The sequence below is a fragment of the Nostoc sp. LEGE 12447 genome (genome assembly GCF_015206985.1).
GTDB lineage: Bacteria > Cyanobacteriota > Cyanobacteriia > Cyanobacteriales > Nostocaceae > Nostoc.
In genome coordinates, this window is sequence record NZ_JADEXT010000016.1 from 136,682 (window position 1) to 154,577 (window position 17,896).

Consider the following 17,896-nt stretch of genomic DNA (forward strand, 5'->3'; position numbering starts at 1 on the left):
GATTATAAATGTTAACAGCTGCATTTTAAGTTTGTTTAATAACTTTTTTCGCGATTTTTTAATGATTTTTGAATAATTTATGAATAATTTTTGCCAAAGTTAACGAGATGTATATAAGCTAATTCATGTCATCCATCAAAAGACGTATCTTATATTAGCAGAGATGCAGAGGTTATCATTTGAAGCGAATACACGCTTTGAACACTCAATTTCGATATAGATGCATTTATGTGGATCGGTGTCAACTTAAGCCTTTTGTCTCTAAGTATTTTTTAACCTTAAGTTGACATAAATACATATATATACATATATACTGAGGTCTACTCAACTGCAAATTGCTGTACTTGGTTGGAAAGAAACGAAAATTAATAGATGGAAGAGCTAATATTCAAAATATCCAAAAAATGTATAATATGCAACAAAAAAAGAAAGATATAAAATCTTCTAAGCAGAGGAATCTTTGGTTTGAAAGATTTATGGCAATTACTGCCACTGTAAATTTAGGTTTAGTTTTGTTTAATTTAAGTTACGTACCTTGGCGAGATTTTTACTTACGGAAACTTCCCCAAGTTATTCAGATTTATGACCCAATAAAAGGTATTGAACCCCACCGAGACACAAAAATTTATCTAGAAACAGTAGACGCATTAGAAGAACAAGTCAGCCAAACAGGATTAGAGTCTTCTGAGGTAAAAAGCAGATTAGAGCAAATAAAGCGTCTTAGCAACGAGATGATTGACAGTAACCCCTTTGCTGGAGTTAATAAAAGTGGGACTTTGGAAAAAATCAAAAAGCGGATGCGATCGCATATCGGTAACGAATCTGCAAAACAGTCCTTTGCCACTTTTTGGAGTCAGCCTTACCTCTCGCAAAATGGCTGGATTAAAGAAATTAATTTTTTTAACGAGAGCATCCGCCCTTTGATTGCCACTAACTACTACCGCCAAATCGGTGAAAGTGGTGAATTTGTAGATAATTTTTGGATTATTGACTTACCCTTCGTGATTTTATTTGGCGTAGAATTGCTGGGGCGTACCTTATTAATCAAACGCCGACATCTTGGTTTAAGCTGGTTTGAAGCACTATTGTGGCGTTGGTATGACATATTTTTGCTCCTACCATTTTGGCGTTGGCTGCGAATCTTACCTGTATTAGTCCGCCTCGATCAAGCGCATTTATTGGATCTCCAGCCAGTACGAAAGCAAATTCATCAGGGGGTTGTCGCCAATTTTGCTGAAGAACTCACAGAAGTAGTAGTAGTAAGGGTAATTAACCAGGTTCAGGGTTCAATTCAACGGGGTGAGTTAACGCATTGGCTCTCACAACAAGAAAATTTACGTCCCTACATAGATATTAATAATGTGAATGAAGTGGAAGCGATCGCAGGTCTTTTGGTAAAAACAATTGTTTACCAAGTGTTACCTGATATTCAACCTGCGATCGTTGCCATTTTGTGTCACAACATCGAAACCGTCTTCCATCAAGTCCCCGTCTACCGCAACCTCCAGAATCTCCCTGGCGTGGGAAAAGCTCAAACCCAGTTAAGCGAACAACTGGCGACGCAAATCACAACTAATCTTTACAAAACTTTGGTTAGCGCTGTTGAAGACCCTGTTGGCGCAAAACTCACCAGTCAACTCGTAGAAAAGTTTAGCGAAGCTTTGGGATCTGAAATGAAGGAAAAACACGTACTTTCCGAAATTCAGAGTTTACTTTTTGACTTCTTAGAGGAAATCAAAATCAACTACGTCCAGCGTTTATCCCAAGAAGACATAGACCAAATTATCGAGCAAACCAGGCAGCTACGCACACAAGCATCAGTTCCAACAGTCGTTGAAAAAAGCACTACTCTCCCAAAAATACGCGAAGGGTAGAGAGAGTGGGGAATGGGGGAGATGAGAAAGATGGGGAGCAGGGAACAAGGGAGAAGAGTTTTCCCCCTGCCCCCTGCCTCTTGTACCCTATACCCAATGCCTATACTCGACTATCCATTAAATGCGCTAAACTCGAATGAGGGCGAACCATCATTGATTCGTCACAAGACTTCTTGGAAGATATACCTATCGCAGGAAGTGGGTCAGTGCCCACTTTTTTTATTGAATTCTCTCATGGCTCATCCTTTAGTTCCACAAATTATTGATTTGGCGACACCAGTAGCAGAAGAACTGGGATTGGAAGTGGTTGGCGTGGTCTTTCACACTCACCAAAGTCCACCAGTGTTGCGGGTAGACATTCGCAATCCTCAGCAAGACACCGGATTGAATGATTGTGAGAGGATGAGCCGTGCTTTAGAAGCCTCCTTAGATGCTGCGGAAATCGTTCCAGATACATACGTCTTGGAAGTGTCTAGTCCTGGTATTTCGCGGCAACTGGTAACAGACAGGGAGTTTATTTCCTTTAAAGGATTTCCTGTCATTATTTCCACAACGCTTCCCTACGACGGACAACAAGAGTGGATTGGTCAGTTGATTCGCCGGGATGAGACAACACTTTACTTAAACCAAAAAGGTCGTGTAGTCGAAATTCCCCGCTCCCTAATTACTAAGGTGCAGCTAGACGAGCGCCGATAAACAAAGGGCTAGGGCTTAGGAATTACAGACTAGAGTGCCATTCGCTCAAGGCTAGAGTTTCGGGCCTAGAGTTTCGGGACTAAGGGCTAGAGATTAGGGGCTAGTGTAAAGCTATTCTCTAATCCCTGGTTCTATTTAATGCGTAGTTTTCAGCCCCTACTCCCTGCTTTTTAAAGGAGATTGCTTATGTCAATGGTTACTTTACCTGGATTAAAAGAATTAATTGAAAGTATAAGTCGTGAGCGGAATTTACCCCGTCTTGCAGTCCAATCAGCTATTAGAGAAGCACTACTCAAAGGCTACGAACGTTATCGTCGCGCCCAAAATTTAGAGCGAAAACAGTTTGACGAAGATTATTTTGAAAATTTTGAAGTAGAACTTGATATTGACGGGGAGGGATTTCGCGTTCTTTCCACCAAAACCATCGTTGAAGAAGTAAATAACACAGACCATCAGATTTCTCTAGACGAAGTTCAACAAGTAGCTCCCGAAGCACAGTTAGGGGACTCTGTCGTACTAGATGTGACACCCGACCAAGGAGAATTTGGTCGGATGGCGGCAATGCAAACCAAGCAAGTATTGGCGCAAAAATTACGGGATCAACAGCGCCAGATGGTGCAAGAAGAGTTCCAAGATTTAGAAGGAACTGTTTTGCAAGCAAGAGTCTTACGGTTTGAGCGGCAATCTGTGGTTTTGGCAGTTAGCAGTGGCTTTGGTCAGCCAGAAGTAGAAGCCGAATTACCGAAGCGGGAACAGTTGCCTAACGATAATTATCGGGCAAATGCCACCTTCAAGGTATATCTGAAAAAAGTCTCTCAAGGTCAGCAACGAGGGCCACAGTTGCTGGTGTCTCGTGCTGATGCAGGTTTAGTAGTTTACCTGTTTGCAAACGAAGTCCCAGAAATCGAAGATGAAGTGGTACGGATTGTTGCCGTAGCAAGGGAGGCAAACCCCCCCTCCCGTTATGTCGGTCCCCGGACTAAAATAGCAGTAGATACCCTAGATCGCGATGTAGACCCAGTTGGTGCTTGTATCGGAGCCAGGGGATCGCGAATTCAAGTGGTAGTCAACGAATTACGCGGTGAAAAAATAGATGTAATTCGCTGGTCGCCAGACCCAGCAACGTACATTGCTAATGCTTTAAGTCCAGCACGGGTGGATGAAGTACGCCTTATGGACCCAGAATCCCGGCAAACTCACGTACTTGTGGCTGAAGATCAACTAAGTTTAGCTATTGGGAAAGAAGGACAAAACGTCCGTTTGGCAGCCCGCCTGACTGGTTGGAAAATAGACATCAAAGACAAAGCTAAATACGACTATGCCGGAGAGGATGAGAAATTTACCGCCGTCAGAGCAAAATATCAGACAGAGGAAGATGAGCTTGAATTCGACGAAGAATTAGAAGATGAAAATCAAGACGAATTAGAAGAGGAGGATAGTTTTGACAATAACGATGACGAATAATTGATTAACCTTGTAAAGTTTTGATAATGTTGATTGTAGTCCGAGTCTTAAGGATTATTTCCTGAAAGACACCTTGGTATAAGTAAAAAATAGTAATAAAAAACTTATTTTTACACCCAGAATGCTGGACTGAGATCGCAGAAAACTGATGAAACCAAATTATCGGCGCTGTATTAGTTGCCGGAAAGTAGGCTCAAAAGATGAGTTTTGGCGGATTGTCCGCGTCTTTCCATCGGGAAAGGTACAATTAGATCAGGGCATGGGGCGTTCTGCCTACATTTGCCCGCAAACGAGTTGCTTACAAGCGGCTCAAAAAAAAAATCGACTAGGGCGATCGCTACATGCATCAGTGCCAGAAACACTGTACCAAAGCTTGTCGCAACGTCTAGCCAGCAGCAATACCCAAAACCAAATTTAATTGGAACAACTTTGTGACATCATCACCAGAGGAATTGTGCGAAAGCCGAAGTCGTGCTTTCATCACACCCGCTGTTGATCGTTAAGGTTAGTGCCAAAATAGTAAATGGGTGTAAAAAGCATTCGACTCTCCAATAATTTAAGAGAGGCGAGGCAAGATTCCCAGAACAAGATGTAATCGATTGTGTTGTGGAAGATTCAGAATCAACAAAACAAGAAACTACAAAATGGCAACCTGGTAGCGCTCAGGCGCAGTTCGGCGTCAAGGATTCCTATAAAAATCTTTTATTTAAAAAATTTTTATGGGTGTCCCTCAACCATCATTCCTGGTGGGGATGCCATTATTAAACCGAAACATCTCTCTTTCCTGATTGGAGGCACCGGCAAAAACTAAACGGCGGTCTAAAAACAGTAATCCAAGGATGGAGATGTCGCAAACCAGGCAACCATCCGCTAAAACTGTAAATTAAAGGGGAAGAGTGGATGACCAACGGCAAAGTTAGAATCTATGAATTATCAAAGGAATTGAATTTGGATAACAAAGAGCTACTAGCAATTTGCGACCAGCTCAGTATCGCGGTCAAAAGTCATAGCAGCACGATTTCAGAATCCGAGGCAGAAAACATCCGCACGGCTGCGGAAAAGCTCGCAGCTACCAATGTTTCAGCCAAAAAGGAACTAGGTACAACCAGCCATAAGCCAAATTCACCACCAAACGGCGGACGTAACCGACCTGCTGCACCCCACAAACAGCAAATTTTGGAAATACGCAAACCCAAAATATTGAGAAATACTACCTCCAACGCCCCAGAGGCGTCAGTTGCCAACAATACCCAAGCTGCCTTGTCTGAAGCTAATCCTCCCTCACCTCCACGGCCTTTTGCTACACCAGCCTCACCCATGAAGCCGGCGGCACCAACTCGACCTGTGCCCCGGACTCAATCTGAGACTCAAGAGCAACCTCCTGTCACCGACTTGGAACAAACACCTAATCCAAGTCAGGCACCGGAAAAAGTAGCATCCCAAAAACCGGAAAAAGTAGTTCCACCAAGACCGAAATCGGAAAAACCGATCAAACCACAACTAGTTGCTCCTCCAGCCAGACCTGCGGCGGAAGAAGCGCAGGTGGTGGTAGATGAGCCGCCAGTATCTCAAGCAGATAAACCGATTCTCAAACGCGACCAACGGCTACGTCCCGTTGAAGGCGATCGCGAGCAAATTAAACCCAGAGTTGCTAAACTGCCAACTGACCAGTCTCCACAATCTGCGCCACAAAGACAGGCTCGACCTACCCCTGCACCCACCAGACCAGAGCAGAGAGGCAATCGACCATCTGCACCATCACAACTAGGAGAGGGGCAAAGACCCAGACCAGCGCGTCCTGGTGAATCAGTAGCAGCCGCAATGCCGATCGCTACTCCACCCAGACAAATGTCAGGAATAGCGGGCAAATCTCAAGGACTGGGTGATGAGCCAGTTACACCCGATCTCCTCGATTTGAAACGCCCAAGTCCGCCTCGCCCGACCAAAGGCGGCAAAAAGTGGGTAGAAGAGGAAATAATCGACGAAGTTAAAGAGAAGGCTAAAGCTGGCGTAAAAGGCAAGCGGATCAAGCCGATATTGGATGATGAATTTGAAGAAGATTTGTTGGATGATGACGATATCGACTCACCAGCAACCGTCCAAGTCAGCCTTTCCATCGCTCGTCCTCCCAAGCCAAAAGCGACTCGACCTGTACAGATGCCGGGTGCAAGCCTTGCTAGCGCCCCAACTGCCAGAGGAAGTAGAAAACCTGGCTCTAAATCTGGTTCCAACCGCGACCATCACAATAACCGTCGCCAACAAGAAGCCGATACAAAACGCGATCGTCCCGAAAAAGTGACGATCACAGGGCCGTTAACTGTACAAGAACTGTCCGACGTTTTAGCCGTTGCCGATACAGAGATTGTCAAAATCCTGTTCCTTAAAGGCATGGCGGTGAGTATCACCCAAAATCTGGATATTCCCACAATTACCCTGGTAGGAAAAGAACTAGAAATAGAAGTCGAAACCGTCGAGCGAGAAGCAGAAGCTCGGAAAATTACGGAAATGGTCGGCGCAGAAGACCAAGAATATCTTCATCGCCGTCCGCCTGTCGTGACAATTATGGGTCACGTAGACCACGGTAAAACAACCCTGCTCGACTCAATCCGCAAAACCAAAGTGGCTGCTGGCGAAGCTGGCGGTATCACTCAGCACATTGGTGCGTACCATGTGGATGTGGTACATGAGGGCAAACCACAGCAGATAGTCTTCCTGGATACCCCTGGTCACGAAGCCTTTACAGCGATGCGGGCCAGAGGAGCGCGGGTAACAGACATTGCCGTGTTAGTAGTGGCTGCTGATGATGGTGTCCGTCCCCAAACCATTGAAGCTATTAGCCACGCTCAAGCTGCGGGAGTGCCAATTGTTGTTGCAATCAACAAAATTGATAAAGAAGGGGCACAGCCAGAGCGGGTGAAACAAGAACTAACCCAGTATGGTCTGACCGCAGAAGATTGGGGTGGTGAGACAATCATGGTTCCCGTGAGCGCCATCAGAGGTGAAAATCTGGATACGCTCTTAGAAATGATTCTCTTGGTAGCAGAAGTTGGAGAACTATCTGCCAACCCAGATCGTACCGCCAAAGGAACTGTCATTGAAGCACATCTGGATAAAGCCAAGGGAGCAGTTGCTACCCTGCTAATTCAGAATGGCACCCTGCATGTGGGAGATATCTTAGTAGCTGGCTCGGCCTTCGGTAAAGTCCGAGCGATGGTGGATGACAGAGGCAAGAGAGTGGATATCGCTTCTCCTTCCTTTGCTGTCGAGGTATTGGGGTTAAGTGATGTGCCAGCAGCAGGCGACGAGTTCGAGGTCTTCCAGAACGAGAAAGAAGCCAGAGCCCTCGCTAGCGATCGCGCCGACAGACAACGCCTATCCCGCCTGTTACAGGGACGTGTTACCCTCACAACCTTATCGGCTCAAGCACAAGAAGGTGAGTTGAAAGAACTCAACTTGATCTTGAAAGGAGACGTACAAGGTTCCGTAGAAGCCATTGTGGGAGCGCTCAAGCAAATCCCACAAAACGAAGTCCAAATTCGGATGCTCTTGGCTACTGCTGGGGAAATCACCGAGACAGACATCGACTTAGCAGCTGCCAGTAATGCTGTAATCATTGGCTTCAACACCACCTTTGCCAGTGGCGCTAGACAAGCCGCCGATGAAGCGGGTGTAGATGTCCGGGAATACAACGTCATCTACAAACTCCTAGAAGATATCCAAGATGCCTTGGAAGGTCTTTTGGAACCAGAGTTGGTGGAAGAACCCTTGGGTCAAACCGAAGTTCGTGCCGTCTTCCCAGTCGGTCGCGGTGCTGTTGCCGGTTGCTACGTTCAATCTGGCAAGCTAGTTCGTAACTGCAAAGTCAGGGTACGACGCGGCGGTAAGGTGATTTATGAAGGTGTCCTAGATTCCCTAAAACGGATGAAAGAAGATGCCCGTGAAGTCAACGCCGGTTATGAATGCGGTGTCGGTATGGATAAATTCAATGATTGGGTTGAAGGTGACATCATCGAATCCTATCAGATGGTTACGAAGCGCCGCACTCTCACCTTAACGAGATAGTGTTAAGGGTAAAATGGTTAGAAGTTAGGAGTAATAAATTAGGAGTTAGGAGTTAAAGACTGCTAATTCCAAGCTCCTAACTCTTAACTCATAACTTTTTATTATGCATTCATTTCGCTCTGAACCTATTTTGTGGATTCACGTCGCTGGATTGGCGACGTTGCCTGTTTTTTTAGTACTCTGCTTAATATTTTTGTCTGTAGGCGAGCCGTTTTTGCCAGTCTGGATGGAGCTATTTTTAGTTTCCGCCATTGGTATTCTCCCCCTGCTATGGATGCAGTTACGCCGCCCTTTTTATATATTCGCTCTTTTAGGAATAGCCCTAAAACCAGAAAATCTGACTGAGCGGCAGCGAAAAATTCTCTGTTTAATTAATACAAAGTTAAATCGTATCCTGGCATTAGTGGCAGCAGTATTGTCGATTTTGGTGCTGTGGCATCTTTACCAATTTGCCCCATTAGTAGCAGATTCAGCCAAATTCCTTCCACAATGGCGCAGCCTTGCACTAGTGCTTGCGGGACTAGCCTTTTTAGGCAGCAATCTATTTTTACAAATACCTGTGAGTGTAATGCGAGTTTTAGTGATTAATGAGACAGAATTCGCTGGCATAGAACCATTATCTTTAGAAAAGATTAAGCAAGATTTCACAATTTTAGGGGTGCGGGTTAATCAAATCGTGCCCCGATTATTGCAATCCTTGTTTAGGATTAATACAGATTCATCACAGCCCTGAAAGTAATATTATTTACTTTAAAAGGCTAAAAATAAGCAATAGGGAAGCAGAGAGGCAGAGAAGAATCGGGAAATTACCGATGCCCAATGCCCTATGACCAATGCCCAATTACCTTGCAAGTAAAAATAAAGGAATGAGGAACTATGGCTCAAATTCCAGCTTCTAGCGATCGCCAATTTTCTGCTGATACTGAAATTTGGTATAGCCTCAAATGTGCGATCTCCACTAGTTCCGGTTTTCAACGCTGGCAACTAGAACGTGATGCTCAATTACACGGAATTCGCTTGGAACAGCAGGTACAAAGGTATTTAAGGGAAACTTTAGAAACTTTAGCTTACTAAAAATTGAGTAAATCTTGTAGGCTTGTTTGCAAGCGACGAAGTTGACGGTATGCACCCTCCAAGCGTTTGCCATCAACTTCCACTTCATTAGTGGGATAATTTTGAATAATTTCGATTAGCGACACCTGCCCATCTTGACTTGCAGAAAGTACCAAAGCAGATCGCAAAGCCTGCCGATCTGCTCTCCGAGACGGTGTATAAATAACTTGACTAATTTGATCCAAAATAATATTACCAATCTGGCTATTCAGAACTCTATCTAAAAATACCAGGTTTACTTTCACAGGCTCCGTTAAATACTTACGAATAGCTTTAGGATCTTGTCGTGCTAACGCAAAATCAACTCGTAATGAACGTGAAAGTTCACCTGTTTGGGCAAAGGTGGATAGTTCACCTACTGAAAGTGATTCACGAAAGATACCATAGTTCAGCACTACTCGTTCCGCAGCAAAGGCAGGAGTAGACCAAAGTACAAGACAGTTACTACCTAGTAAAATTAAGGTACGACGCAACCCCAAAAATTTAAAACGCATTTCTCCCAATTTCCAGTAGGTTTGCTTTTCTTGTGATGATATTCCAGCAGAATTAGTTGCGGCATCTGGCTTTAGGAAATATCAAAAAATAAATAATTTAGTAATCGTAGCAAAGACAGGATGAGCGCTTAGACAAAACAGCGATAGACATTGCCTTATCCTGAAAGCCTACAGCTTGGCAAAAATCCAGCTACCATCTGGATTAACTAGACTTGGGGCTTAACAAGGGGCAAAATCCCTTTGTTAAAGGTAGGCAAACTTGCGCCGTCTTGTACTAGTAAAATTTTCTGAATAAAATAATATAACTAATGTATAAGTTCTGTGATGTATCTAAGGAAATTAGCTGAATCAGTGCTAATCATCCAGTATAGTTTTGCATGGGTTTACAGCAGCTACAAGACTGCTAGTTTCAACCTTGTTCGACATACCGTAATTCAGCACATCACAGACGTAAAAAATGAAATATCGGGGTTTTCACATTTCTATAGCGAAAATTTTTCGCCTTCTTTCTAGCAGTCATCTCAGATATACTTTACGCGGGGGAGCCGGACTTACGGCAATGCTCGCGGTTTACTGCGGTTCAATATTACTACCGGGTGCGGTTAATGCTGGTGCTACTCACCCAGAAGGTATCGCCCCAACTCTCACAGCGCAAGTTCCGACAACCGCCGCAGCAATTTATGTTAATCCCGCAACGGGTGTAGATAGTGCTAGTGCTGGTACAACCTCAGCTGCACCTTACAAAAGCATCAGTTTCGCTCTCAGTCAAGCCCAACCAGGTGCAGTTATTCAATTAGCACCTGGGAACTATAACCAGGAAAGTGGCGAAACCTTCCCATTGTTGCTTAAACCAGGAGTGACACTGCGGGGTGATGAAGCTAGTAAAGGTCAGGCAATATTAATTACAGGTGGAGGTTTCTACACTAGTCGTACCTTTGCTAGACAAGACATTACCATCCTTGCCGAACAAGATACCACTATTAGTGGTGTCAGCGTTACCAACCCAAATAGCCGGGGTACGGCTGTGTGGGTGGAATCAACTAATCCCACTATTAAAAACAGCACTTTTACTAACAGTGTTAGAGAGGGTGTTTTTGTCACGGGTACAGGCAATCCTAAAATTGAAAGTAACATCTTTGTGCAAAACAAAGGCAATGGGATTTCAATTGCTAAAGCTGCTCAAGGAGAAATTCGGGGTAACTTATTTCAGGATACTGGTTTTGGTCTAGCGATCGGTGGTACTTCCACACCCCTAATTGTGGAAAACCAAATCGTTGAAAACCAAGATGGTCTTTTTATCTCAGAGTCAGCGAAGCCCGTATTGCGTAAGAATGTCATTCAAAACAATAAGCGGGATGGTGTAGTAGCAACTGTTAGTGCTTTACCTGACCTTGGCACCAACGAAAATCCTGGTGGTAATCTTATCCGCAATAACACTCGTTATGATGTGAACAATGCCACTAAAACCAGTAAAATTGTCGCTGTTGGCAACGATATCGATCAGAAAAAGATTTTTGGCTCAGTAGATTTTGTTGCCGCAGCTGTTGATGTACCACCTGGAGGGCCTGTTGCCTTTAAGGATGTGCCAGCAAATTACTGGGCAAAAACCTACATCGAAGCTTTAGCTTCTCAAAATATTATTGCTGGCTTTCCTGATGGCAGCTTTAAACCCAATGAACCTGTAACTCGCGCTCAATTTGCCACTATTGTCACTAAAGCTTTAACACCACCAGCCAAACGCGCAGGTATTAAGTTTAAAGATGTAGCAACAAATTTCTGGGCTTACGCTGCAATTCAATCTGCTTACCAGAGTCAATTTGTTTCTGGTTATCCTGATGGCACTTTTAAACCACAGCAGCAAATTCCCAGAGTGCAAGCGCTAGTTTCTTTAGCTAATGGTTTGGGCTTAACTGCGAATAATCAGAACGTCCTTTCTTTTTATACCGATGCTGCCCAGATTCCTAATTATGCGATCGCTCCTGTTGCAGCTGCAACTGCACAGCAGCTAGTAATCAACTATCCCACAGCGAAGCAACTCAATCCTAATCGTCAAGCGACTAGAGCCGAGGTTGCCGCCTTTGTTTACCAGGCACTCGTCAGTGCTGGACGTGCCCAACCAATTCCTTCATCCTATTTGGTAACAGCCCAGTAAATGCCTAGTTAGCAAATTGAAAGCGCCAAGACTAACAAATTATTAGTCTGGCGCTTCCAAAATTGCGAGTTTTTATTAATTTTGGGGTTTTTAAACATAAAATTTGGGGTCTTTAAATATAACTGACCCCATTTGAATGTGATTTGTTTTATGGTCAGGGTCTTTATATTGGCTGACCCCGTTTCAACGATTTCTAGTTTCTCAGAAATTTTTACTTTTTGGGATTTCCTAATAATTTTTTTATTTTTTCTCTCTTTATATTTTAATCTTCATAAAAGCATTAATTAATATAAAGATATATATAAACAAAGCAGTAAAAAAGTCATCAGCTAAAATTTTTATCTTCAAGAATTAGGACTTTTCCCTGATTGTTGCCGACGCTGTTCCCAGCGCCAAAGGAAGACCATTAGAGCAACTATTCCTACTTGGAGAGCCAAACTAGGCAAAGCACTCTCAACATCCCGTCCGGCAAGCACTTGGAAAAAAAACACGAATGCGCCAATGGAGCCAGAAGCACCGAAAGCGATGTAGATAAATTGTCGTAAGCCCCGATAAGGAGCGGCTATTTCTGCTTTGAGGCTGGCATACTGTTCGGGGTTCAGGCGATTTTTGAGATTTTGATCTACCATGATTAAATTGTGTTATACTTTTAGATTGTGTACGCCGATGTGGCTCAGTGGTAGAGCAGCTGATTCGTAATCAGCAGGCCGTGGGTTCAAATCCCATCATCGGCTTTGATTAAAGTATTCCTCAATACTAAATTTTGACATAAATTAAGCATCTAGCCAAAGGGGTGTAAAAACTATGCTTACGGCGGCAAACTACGCACTCTAATTTTACCGATTAAATTAGTTTTAAACCTTTACTCGAACTCAGTTTCACAAAAAGCTTTTAACAAATCAACACAGTTAGCGATCGCCTTCGTCGTAGAGACAACCAAAAACTATAATGGAATGCATAAAGCAACCAATATAAGCAAGGTTAGGAGAATCTAAACAATGCAGGCTCATAGCAGTTCAGAGCAAAGGCTACTTGAAAAAATTCAAAGGTTGCCTCCCGAAAAAGTTTTGCTAGTTGAAGATTTTATTGATTCTTTGGATCAGCAAAGTACAGATCATAGCCTTACCTTTGCAGCAGCAAAACTTTCTGAACCAGTTCTGCTCAAAATCTGGGATAACCCTGATGATGCAGAATATGACAAACTATGAATTTGGTGATGTTGTTTTAGTGCCGTTTCCCTTTACTGACCAAACTACTACTAAAAAACGTCCAGCAGTGGTTGTGAGTTCTAATAGCTATCAACATGAGCGTTCGGATTTAATATTGATCGCGATTACCAGTCAAGCAAATCCAGCAACTTCCTTTGGTGAAATCACAATTGCTGGATGGCGAGTAGCTGGTCTTCTCAAGCCTTCAATTATTAAACCAGTTTTGACTACCATAGATAAAGAGCTAGTGATTAAAAAGTTAGGACGACTTGAGGAACCAGACGTTCAGACTTTGCAAAACCTTTTTCTGGCTATTTTGGGTTGATATGTGATCGCTCCTTCAAATCAAAGCCTTTAAATATCACTCAAACTCAGTTTCGCAGAAAGCTCTTAACAAACTGATACAGTTAGCGATCGCTCCTAAATGAGCAATCTCATAGCCATGTGTATTTTGGGTAGGAAACGCCAAACACGCAGCACGGGCTACATGTCCAAATTTCATGGCAATGGAAGCATCACTACCAAACTGGCTCAATATCGTTAGCTGCACTGGTATATCAAGTTGCTTGGCAGATTGGCGTACTTGTCCATTTAGTCCCTCATCATATATCCCATAAGCATCTTGAGATAAAAGTATAGGACTTTCTCCATCTTTAATCGGATATTCTTCGGATAATGGACAAACTTCTAAAGCAATTAACGCATCCAAGGGTTGATTTTGGGTAAAAAATAGCGCTCCAATTGCTCCTACTTCTTCTTTGGCTGAAGCTACCAGATAAACATCAACAACTGGCTGTTTCAGGTTTTCAGCCAAAGCTAGCAAAATGGCAACAGAGGCTTTGTTATCTAAGGTGTAACTGGCAATATGATCCTTTAACCTAATTGGATGCTTGCGATGCTTGCCAATTACCATTCTAGTTCCAGGTCGAACGCCAGCTGCTTCGAGTTCATCTGTAGTGCGTTTCGTTTCAATCCAGGCATTTTCCCACTTAACAGTAGTATCTTCCTGCTGGACTTTTTGGGGCGATTCATGGGAAACGTGGCGGGAACCAAAGCTGAGAATACCGCTAATGGTTTCCTGATCTCCCAATAAATCAACAACCCCTTCGCCGTAAACCCACGGGAAAGAACCGCCGAGTTTACGGACTTCCACACGACCTTCATCACCGATATTCTTGACAATTGCGCCAATTTCGTCTTTATGTGCGGTGATTGCGTAGGCGCGAAGCGGCTTGTCGTTAGACATCGCTCGGTCTGGATTTTTCCCTGGAATCTTGGCAATAATATTATCGGCGCGATCGCACCACACTTCTACACCCAGCGCTGCAAATTTTTGCATCAACAACTGGTTAATCTCAGCTTCTGCACCACTAGGAGAGTGGTGCATAACTAATTCTTCAATAATTTCAAATAAGCGATCGTAATCCCACATCAATACATTTAGTTTAATTTTCAACTGTTGTATGAGACAATTGTGCATCAACAACCCGACCTGTTGCTCCAAGCGCTAATCTTTTTTGTTGACGCTTCAGCACTCCTACTGCACCAAAAGCACCAAGGGCTAAAATCCCCAAATTTATCGCAGGTTCAGGAACAGACTTAGCCTCAATCGCCGCCAGTGCAGCATCTGCAACTAACTTATGAACGCCTGTTGTCGGATGCACAGAATCAAAGAACAAATAATCGTTTGGTTGAGGGCATACACTGATGATTGTCTGAAAATTCCCTATTACGCAAGGGTTAACCACATCTTGAAACCCAAACTTCCCTGGATTTGCTTCTATTTGATTAAATAGGGAGAACACATCCACAGACGTTAGATTCAAATCCGAGTTGTTGCTAAATTTGTCTAATTCCTCTGCTAATCTCTTGTTATGGTCAATTGTCAAACCAGTCAAGTTGCTAGATAGACCTGTAGCGGATGCAAATGGAATCTTGCCCAAATCAGGCAAGTTAAAGACTAAAATATTTTTTGCACCAGATGAGGCAAGTAACCCTACTGCATCTGATAAATTCTGGACTGTTTGAGCCGGATTGATAGCTTTACCAAACAGATAATCATTTGCACCTCCCGATACAGCATAAAGTGCATTTGGATCAAGCTTCTGATTGGCTTGTAGAATCGGTTGTGTCAATAAGCCGACTTGCTCTAGTACTCCCGGTAACAGCGCACTAGGAACAATAGCATTACCCTGACCAGAATTAGCGCCGCCCACAGCAAAATTAATACCTTGATTGAGAATAGTAGGACTTAAGAAGTATGGGGTAGGATTTAATCCTAGCTGACTTCCCAGGTAGTCTACCCACACCCGATCGTTAGAAAAACGCCCTTGAAAGTAGGGTGGATCTTGGGGAATGGCTGTTGTCGGAGCGGCTAAACCATTAGTAGCAGTGAAAACATTGCCAGTATCAGAAAGACTGTCGCCAAATACATAAAACTTGGTAAAACTCGCAGCACTCGCTTTGAGCTGCAACATGAAAGATAACAGAACAAATCCTACCGCTACAGCTTGTTTTTTCATCTTCGTTTTACCTGTGGTATTTTTAATTTGTTTAAAGTAATGAAAAGGCGATCGCTGGCAATTTGTTTTTTGAGTTAATTCAAAACTAAGTACGTATATTGAGTGAATTTACGTTGTTTTACCTAACTATGCCTCAAAAATTCATCAAACACAGGTAAAAACGCTGAAAACACTTACATTTACATTTTCTTGATAAAAAATCAGTGTATTACAAAGAAATCGCAAATTTTCCATGCTAAAGCTTGGGCATTGCCACTTTTCTGCTACGGATAAACTAACCGCAACAGAATGGCATAACCCTTCGTAGACATCGCTTTAACTTCGTTTTAATTTCAAAGCTTCAGTCGCTGACACACCTTCACTTTGACTGCCAAAATACCACAAAGTCATAGCAGCTTCAGCACGAGTTACTGGTTTTTTGGGCTGAAACAGAGTCGTATAGCCAAACACCCGCCGAATATTCGATTGCTCGCTATTTTGGTAATCAGCCAGCACTGCTCTTAAAGCCTTGGGGTCAATTCGCGCTGCGTCTTGGAAACCCCAGGTCTGTTTAACCGTATCTAAGTTAGCAGAAGGTAAAGCTTGGCGAGTATCTAGGGGTAATTTCCACAACAGTAATTGTTCCCGCGTTAGGGGTGCATCAGGACGAAACAAAACGGCTGTGGAATCTCCAGACAAAGGACTAGGAATTAGCCCAGCTTCAGCTAATCCCTGAATTGCTGGAAAATCAGGGTCTTTTGCGGTAACATCACTAAAAATTGGTTGAGTGCTTTCTGATGCCAAGCGAATTTGTTTAGCTGGATTGCTGGCATACATAGCATTGTTAGCAGCAATGAGCCAACGAGCATATTCCCGATGTGTAACAATTTTACCGGGTTCAAACTGGTTATTTGTGGTAGTAGAATTACTCTTAGTTGCCTTTGGTTCTAGGGATAAAACACCTAATGCCGCTAAGTCTTGGATGTGTTGCCGCCATTCTTGCGGTACTTTATTCAGATCGCTGAATTCTTGAGATTCAGTTGTAGCTGTAGGAGTTGTTTGGTTATTAGCCGTACTTTGTGGCTGTGCTGCCAAGTTTGCAGGTGGTACTGGGCCAATGAACTGTGGATTTCCTGGTTGAGGAACGACGTTAGTAGCTTCGTTAGAATTTGTATTTGGGGTAGTTTGTGCCGTAGCAATACTATTCGGTACGTAATCAATCAGTAATTCTGTGGCGGTTTGGGGTTGATTGGGTGTAGCGTTAGTAACTGATTTAGGCTGAATGGAAATCTTCAACAGTAAATCGTTACGACGTACCTCAAAAGTACCTCCCGCATCATCTGTTGGTTGTTGCAAAATCTGCCAGTTATTTGTTTTAAACTGGTTGCCATAAAAGCTAGCGATAAAGTTGCTAGGGTCAGAACTCAACCAACGAGTTGAGGTTTTATTCTCTGAACCGCTAGCAGGTATAACTTCCTCTAGTTTGGCATTGGCATATAGGGGGATATCTTTGGGAAAATCAGCTGGTAACTGAACTGTTGAATCGTTTGGCTGTGCTTGTGGTTGCTTACTCTGAGATTCTCCAAAGACAACTGGATTGCTTTGCAGCTTCGGATCTGCCGCCAAAGATTCTTCAAGGTTTTTGGCAACTGGACTGTTAGCACAGGCTGTTAAGGAAGTCAGTAGAACAGCCCAAATTAGAAATACAGCTGGACGTTTACAGGGAAGCACAGGAAATCACAAATGAGTTTCAATTCCTACCCTAGCGCAGACTGTTCATTAATTGAGCATTGGGCAGAAGAGGCAGAGGGGAAGAGAGCAGGGAGCAGAGGGGAAAGAGCTAATTTTTATTCTGCCTCTATCCCTTACCTACCATCTACTCCCCGGCTTCTTCTGCTCCCTGGCTCTCAGTATCACCAAATGACACTACCGACTCAGCACGTTGTCTTAGTAAATGTCTTTATTAATATCTCTAAAAATGAGTAAACGGTAGCAAAAGCTACCGTATTGTCTTCGTTTTACAGCCATTAGGTTTTTATAATTCCCATGCTTATTTATAGAGTTCCCAAAAATTCTGGCAAACTAACATTTTTGGGAAAAAAACAGAAATAAATCTGAAATACTTGCTATACAAGAGTTTTATGATTTTGAGGTTCTAACTTTCTTTTGTCACTCTAGGCAGAGGAAAAAGAGAAAAACTCTGATCAAAGAGATAAAAATAGATGATTGTGCAAGGTATTCATGATGCTAATCAAGTAAGAAAATCCTGTAGAAAGTTGAGGAATAGGAAATACCTTGAGCCAAGGTTTAATCAGGTTAAAAAGGATGATTG

At 43.2% G+C, this 17,896-nt stretch carries 15 protein-coding genes and 1 tRNA gene; 11 read left to right on the top strand and 5 right to left on the bottom strand.

What is annotated here, in order from left to right; translation table 11 throughout:
• The first annotated feature begins 404 nt into the window (after positions 1–404).
• The 7 genes from IQ274_RS17955 to IQ274_RS17985 all read left to right on the top strand — a co-directional run bounded on the left by IQ274_RS17955 (position 405) and on the right by IQ274_RS17985 (position 9,170).
• Positions 405–1,874: a hypothetical protein gene (locus tag IQ274_RS17955; protein WP_194143027.1), complete on the top strand. Its 1,470-nt coding sequence runs from the start codon at positions 405–407 to the stop codon at positions 1,872–1,874.
• A gap of 234 nt (positions 1,875–2,108) precedes the next feature.
• A complete protein-coding gene (rimP, locus tag IQ274_RS17960; protein ID WP_114081475.1) occupies positions 2,109–2,570 on the top strand; it encodes a ribosome maturation factor RimP in 462 nt (153 codons plus the stop codon).
• Between the two features lie 186 nt (positions 2,571–2,756).
• Positions 2,757–4,034, top strand: coding sequence for a transcription termination factor NusA (gene nusA, locus IQ274_RS17965; protein ID WP_175586877.1), 1,278 nt, complete (start codon positions 2,757–2,759; stop codon positions 4,032–4,034).
• Between the two features lie 148 nt (positions 4,035–4,182).
• Positions 4,183–4,452: a YlxR family protein gene (locus tag IQ274_RS17970; RefSeq protein ID WP_114081474.1), complete on the top strand. Its 270-nt coding sequence runs from the start codon at positions 4,183–4,185 to the stop codon at positions 4,450–4,452.
• Between the two features lie 482 nt (positions 4,453–4,934).
• Complete coding sequence (gene infB / locus IQ274_RS17975) at positions 4,935–8,096, top strand: translation initiation factor IF-2 (RefSeq protein ID WP_163934202.1); 3,162 nt, start codon at positions 4,935–4,937, stop codon at positions 8,094–8,096.
• 103 nt (positions 8,097–8,199) lie between these two features.
• Positions 8,200–8,829: a low-complexity tail membrane protein gene (locus IQ274_RS17980; RefSeq protein ID WP_163934205.1), complete on the top strand. Its 630-nt coding sequence runs from the start codon at positions 8,200–8,202 to the stop codon at positions 8,827–8,829.
• Positions 8,830–8,972: 143 nt separating this feature from the next.
• A complete protein-coding gene (locus IQ274_RS17985; RefSeq protein ID WP_012412012.1) occupies positions 8,973–9,170 on the top strand; it encodes a hypothetical protein in 198 nt (65 codons plus the stop codon).
• On the opposite strand, the gene IQ274_RS17990 is transcribed toward IQ274_RS17985, so the two are convergent.
• Positions 9,167–9,703, bottom strand: coding sequence for an alpha/beta hydrolase (locus tag IQ274_RS17990; protein WP_163934208.1), 537 nt, complete (start codon positions 9,701–9,703; stop codon positions 9,167–9,169). The genes IQ274_RS17985 and IQ274_RS17990 overlap by 4 nt on opposite strands.
• Before the next feature lie 457 nt (positions 9,704–10,160).
• On the opposite strand from IQ274_RS17990, the gene IQ274_RS17995 reads away from it, so the two are divergent.
• Positions 10,161–11,855 (top strand): DUF1565 domain-containing protein, encoded by a 1,695-nt coding sequence (locus IQ274_RS17995; RefSeq protein ID WP_163934211.1) that lies wholly within the window; start codon positions 10,161–10,163, stop codon positions 11,853–11,855.
• A gap of 344 nt (positions 11,856–12,199) precedes the next feature.
• On the opposite strand, the gene IQ274_RS18000 is transcribed toward IQ274_RS17995, so the two are convergent.
• Positions 12,200–12,484, bottom strand: a complete 285-nt coding sequence (locus tag IQ274_RS18000; RefSeq protein ID WP_185581893.1) for a DUF3493 domain-containing protein — start codon at positions 12,482–12,484, stop codon at positions 12,200–12,202.
• Between the two features lie 33 nt (positions 12,485–12,517).
• Between IQ274_RS18000 and IQ274_RS18005 the strand changes: the two genes are divergently transcribed.
• The 3 genes from IQ274_RS18005 (at position 12,518) to IQ274_RS18015 (ending at position 13,388) form a co-directional block, all read left to right on the top strand.
• Positions 12,518–12,589: transfer RNA gene (locus IQ274_RS18005), tRNA-Thr, on the top strand.
• Positions 12,590–12,853: 264 nt separating this feature from the next.
• The gene (locus tag IQ274_RS18010) at positions 12,854–13,063 is read left to right on the top strand and encodes a toxin-antitoxin system, antitoxin component, Xre family protein (protein WP_163934217.1); all 210 of its coding nucleotides are present in this window, start codon (positions 12,854–12,856) and stop codon (positions 13,061–13,063) included.
• Positions 13,050–13,388 carry a type II toxin-antitoxin system PemK/MazF family toxin gene (locus IQ274_RS18015; protein WP_163934220.1) on the top strand — a complete coding sequence of 113 codons (339 nt, stop codon included), beginning with the start codon at positions 13,050–13,052 and terminating at the stop codon, positions 13,386–13,388. The genes IQ274_RS18010 and IQ274_RS18015 overlap by 14 nt, the downstream gene beginning before the upstream one ends.
• A gap of 36 nt (positions 13,389–13,424) precedes the next feature.
• Here IQ274_RS18015 and IQ274_RS18020 read toward each other — a convergent pair whose 3' ends face one another.
• The 3 genes from IQ274_RS18020 to IQ274_RS18030 all read right to left on the bottom strand — a co-directional run bounded on the left by IQ274_RS18020 (position 13,425) and on the right by IQ274_RS18030 (position 17,295).
• Entirely contained in the window at positions 13,425–14,495 is a 1,071-nt protein-coding gene (locus IQ274_RS18020) for a M42 family metallopeptidase (RefSeq protein WP_194143032.1), read from the bottom strand.
• A gap of 13 nt (positions 14,496–14,508) precedes the next feature.
• Positions 14,509–15,585 carry an SGNH/GDSL hydrolase family protein gene (locus IQ274_RS18025; protein WP_194143028.1) on the bottom strand — a complete coding sequence of 359 codons (1,077 nt, stop codon included), beginning with the start codon at positions 15,583–15,585 and terminating at the stop codon, positions 14,509–14,511.
• A gap of 315 nt (positions 15,586–15,900) precedes the next feature.
• Positions 15,901–17,295: an S-layer homology domain-containing protein gene (locus IQ274_RS18030; protein ID WP_194143029.1), complete on the bottom strand. Its 1,395-nt coding sequence runs from the start codon at positions 17,293–17,295 to the stop codon at positions 15,901–15,903.
• Positions 17,296–17,896 lie beyond the last annotated feature (601 nt).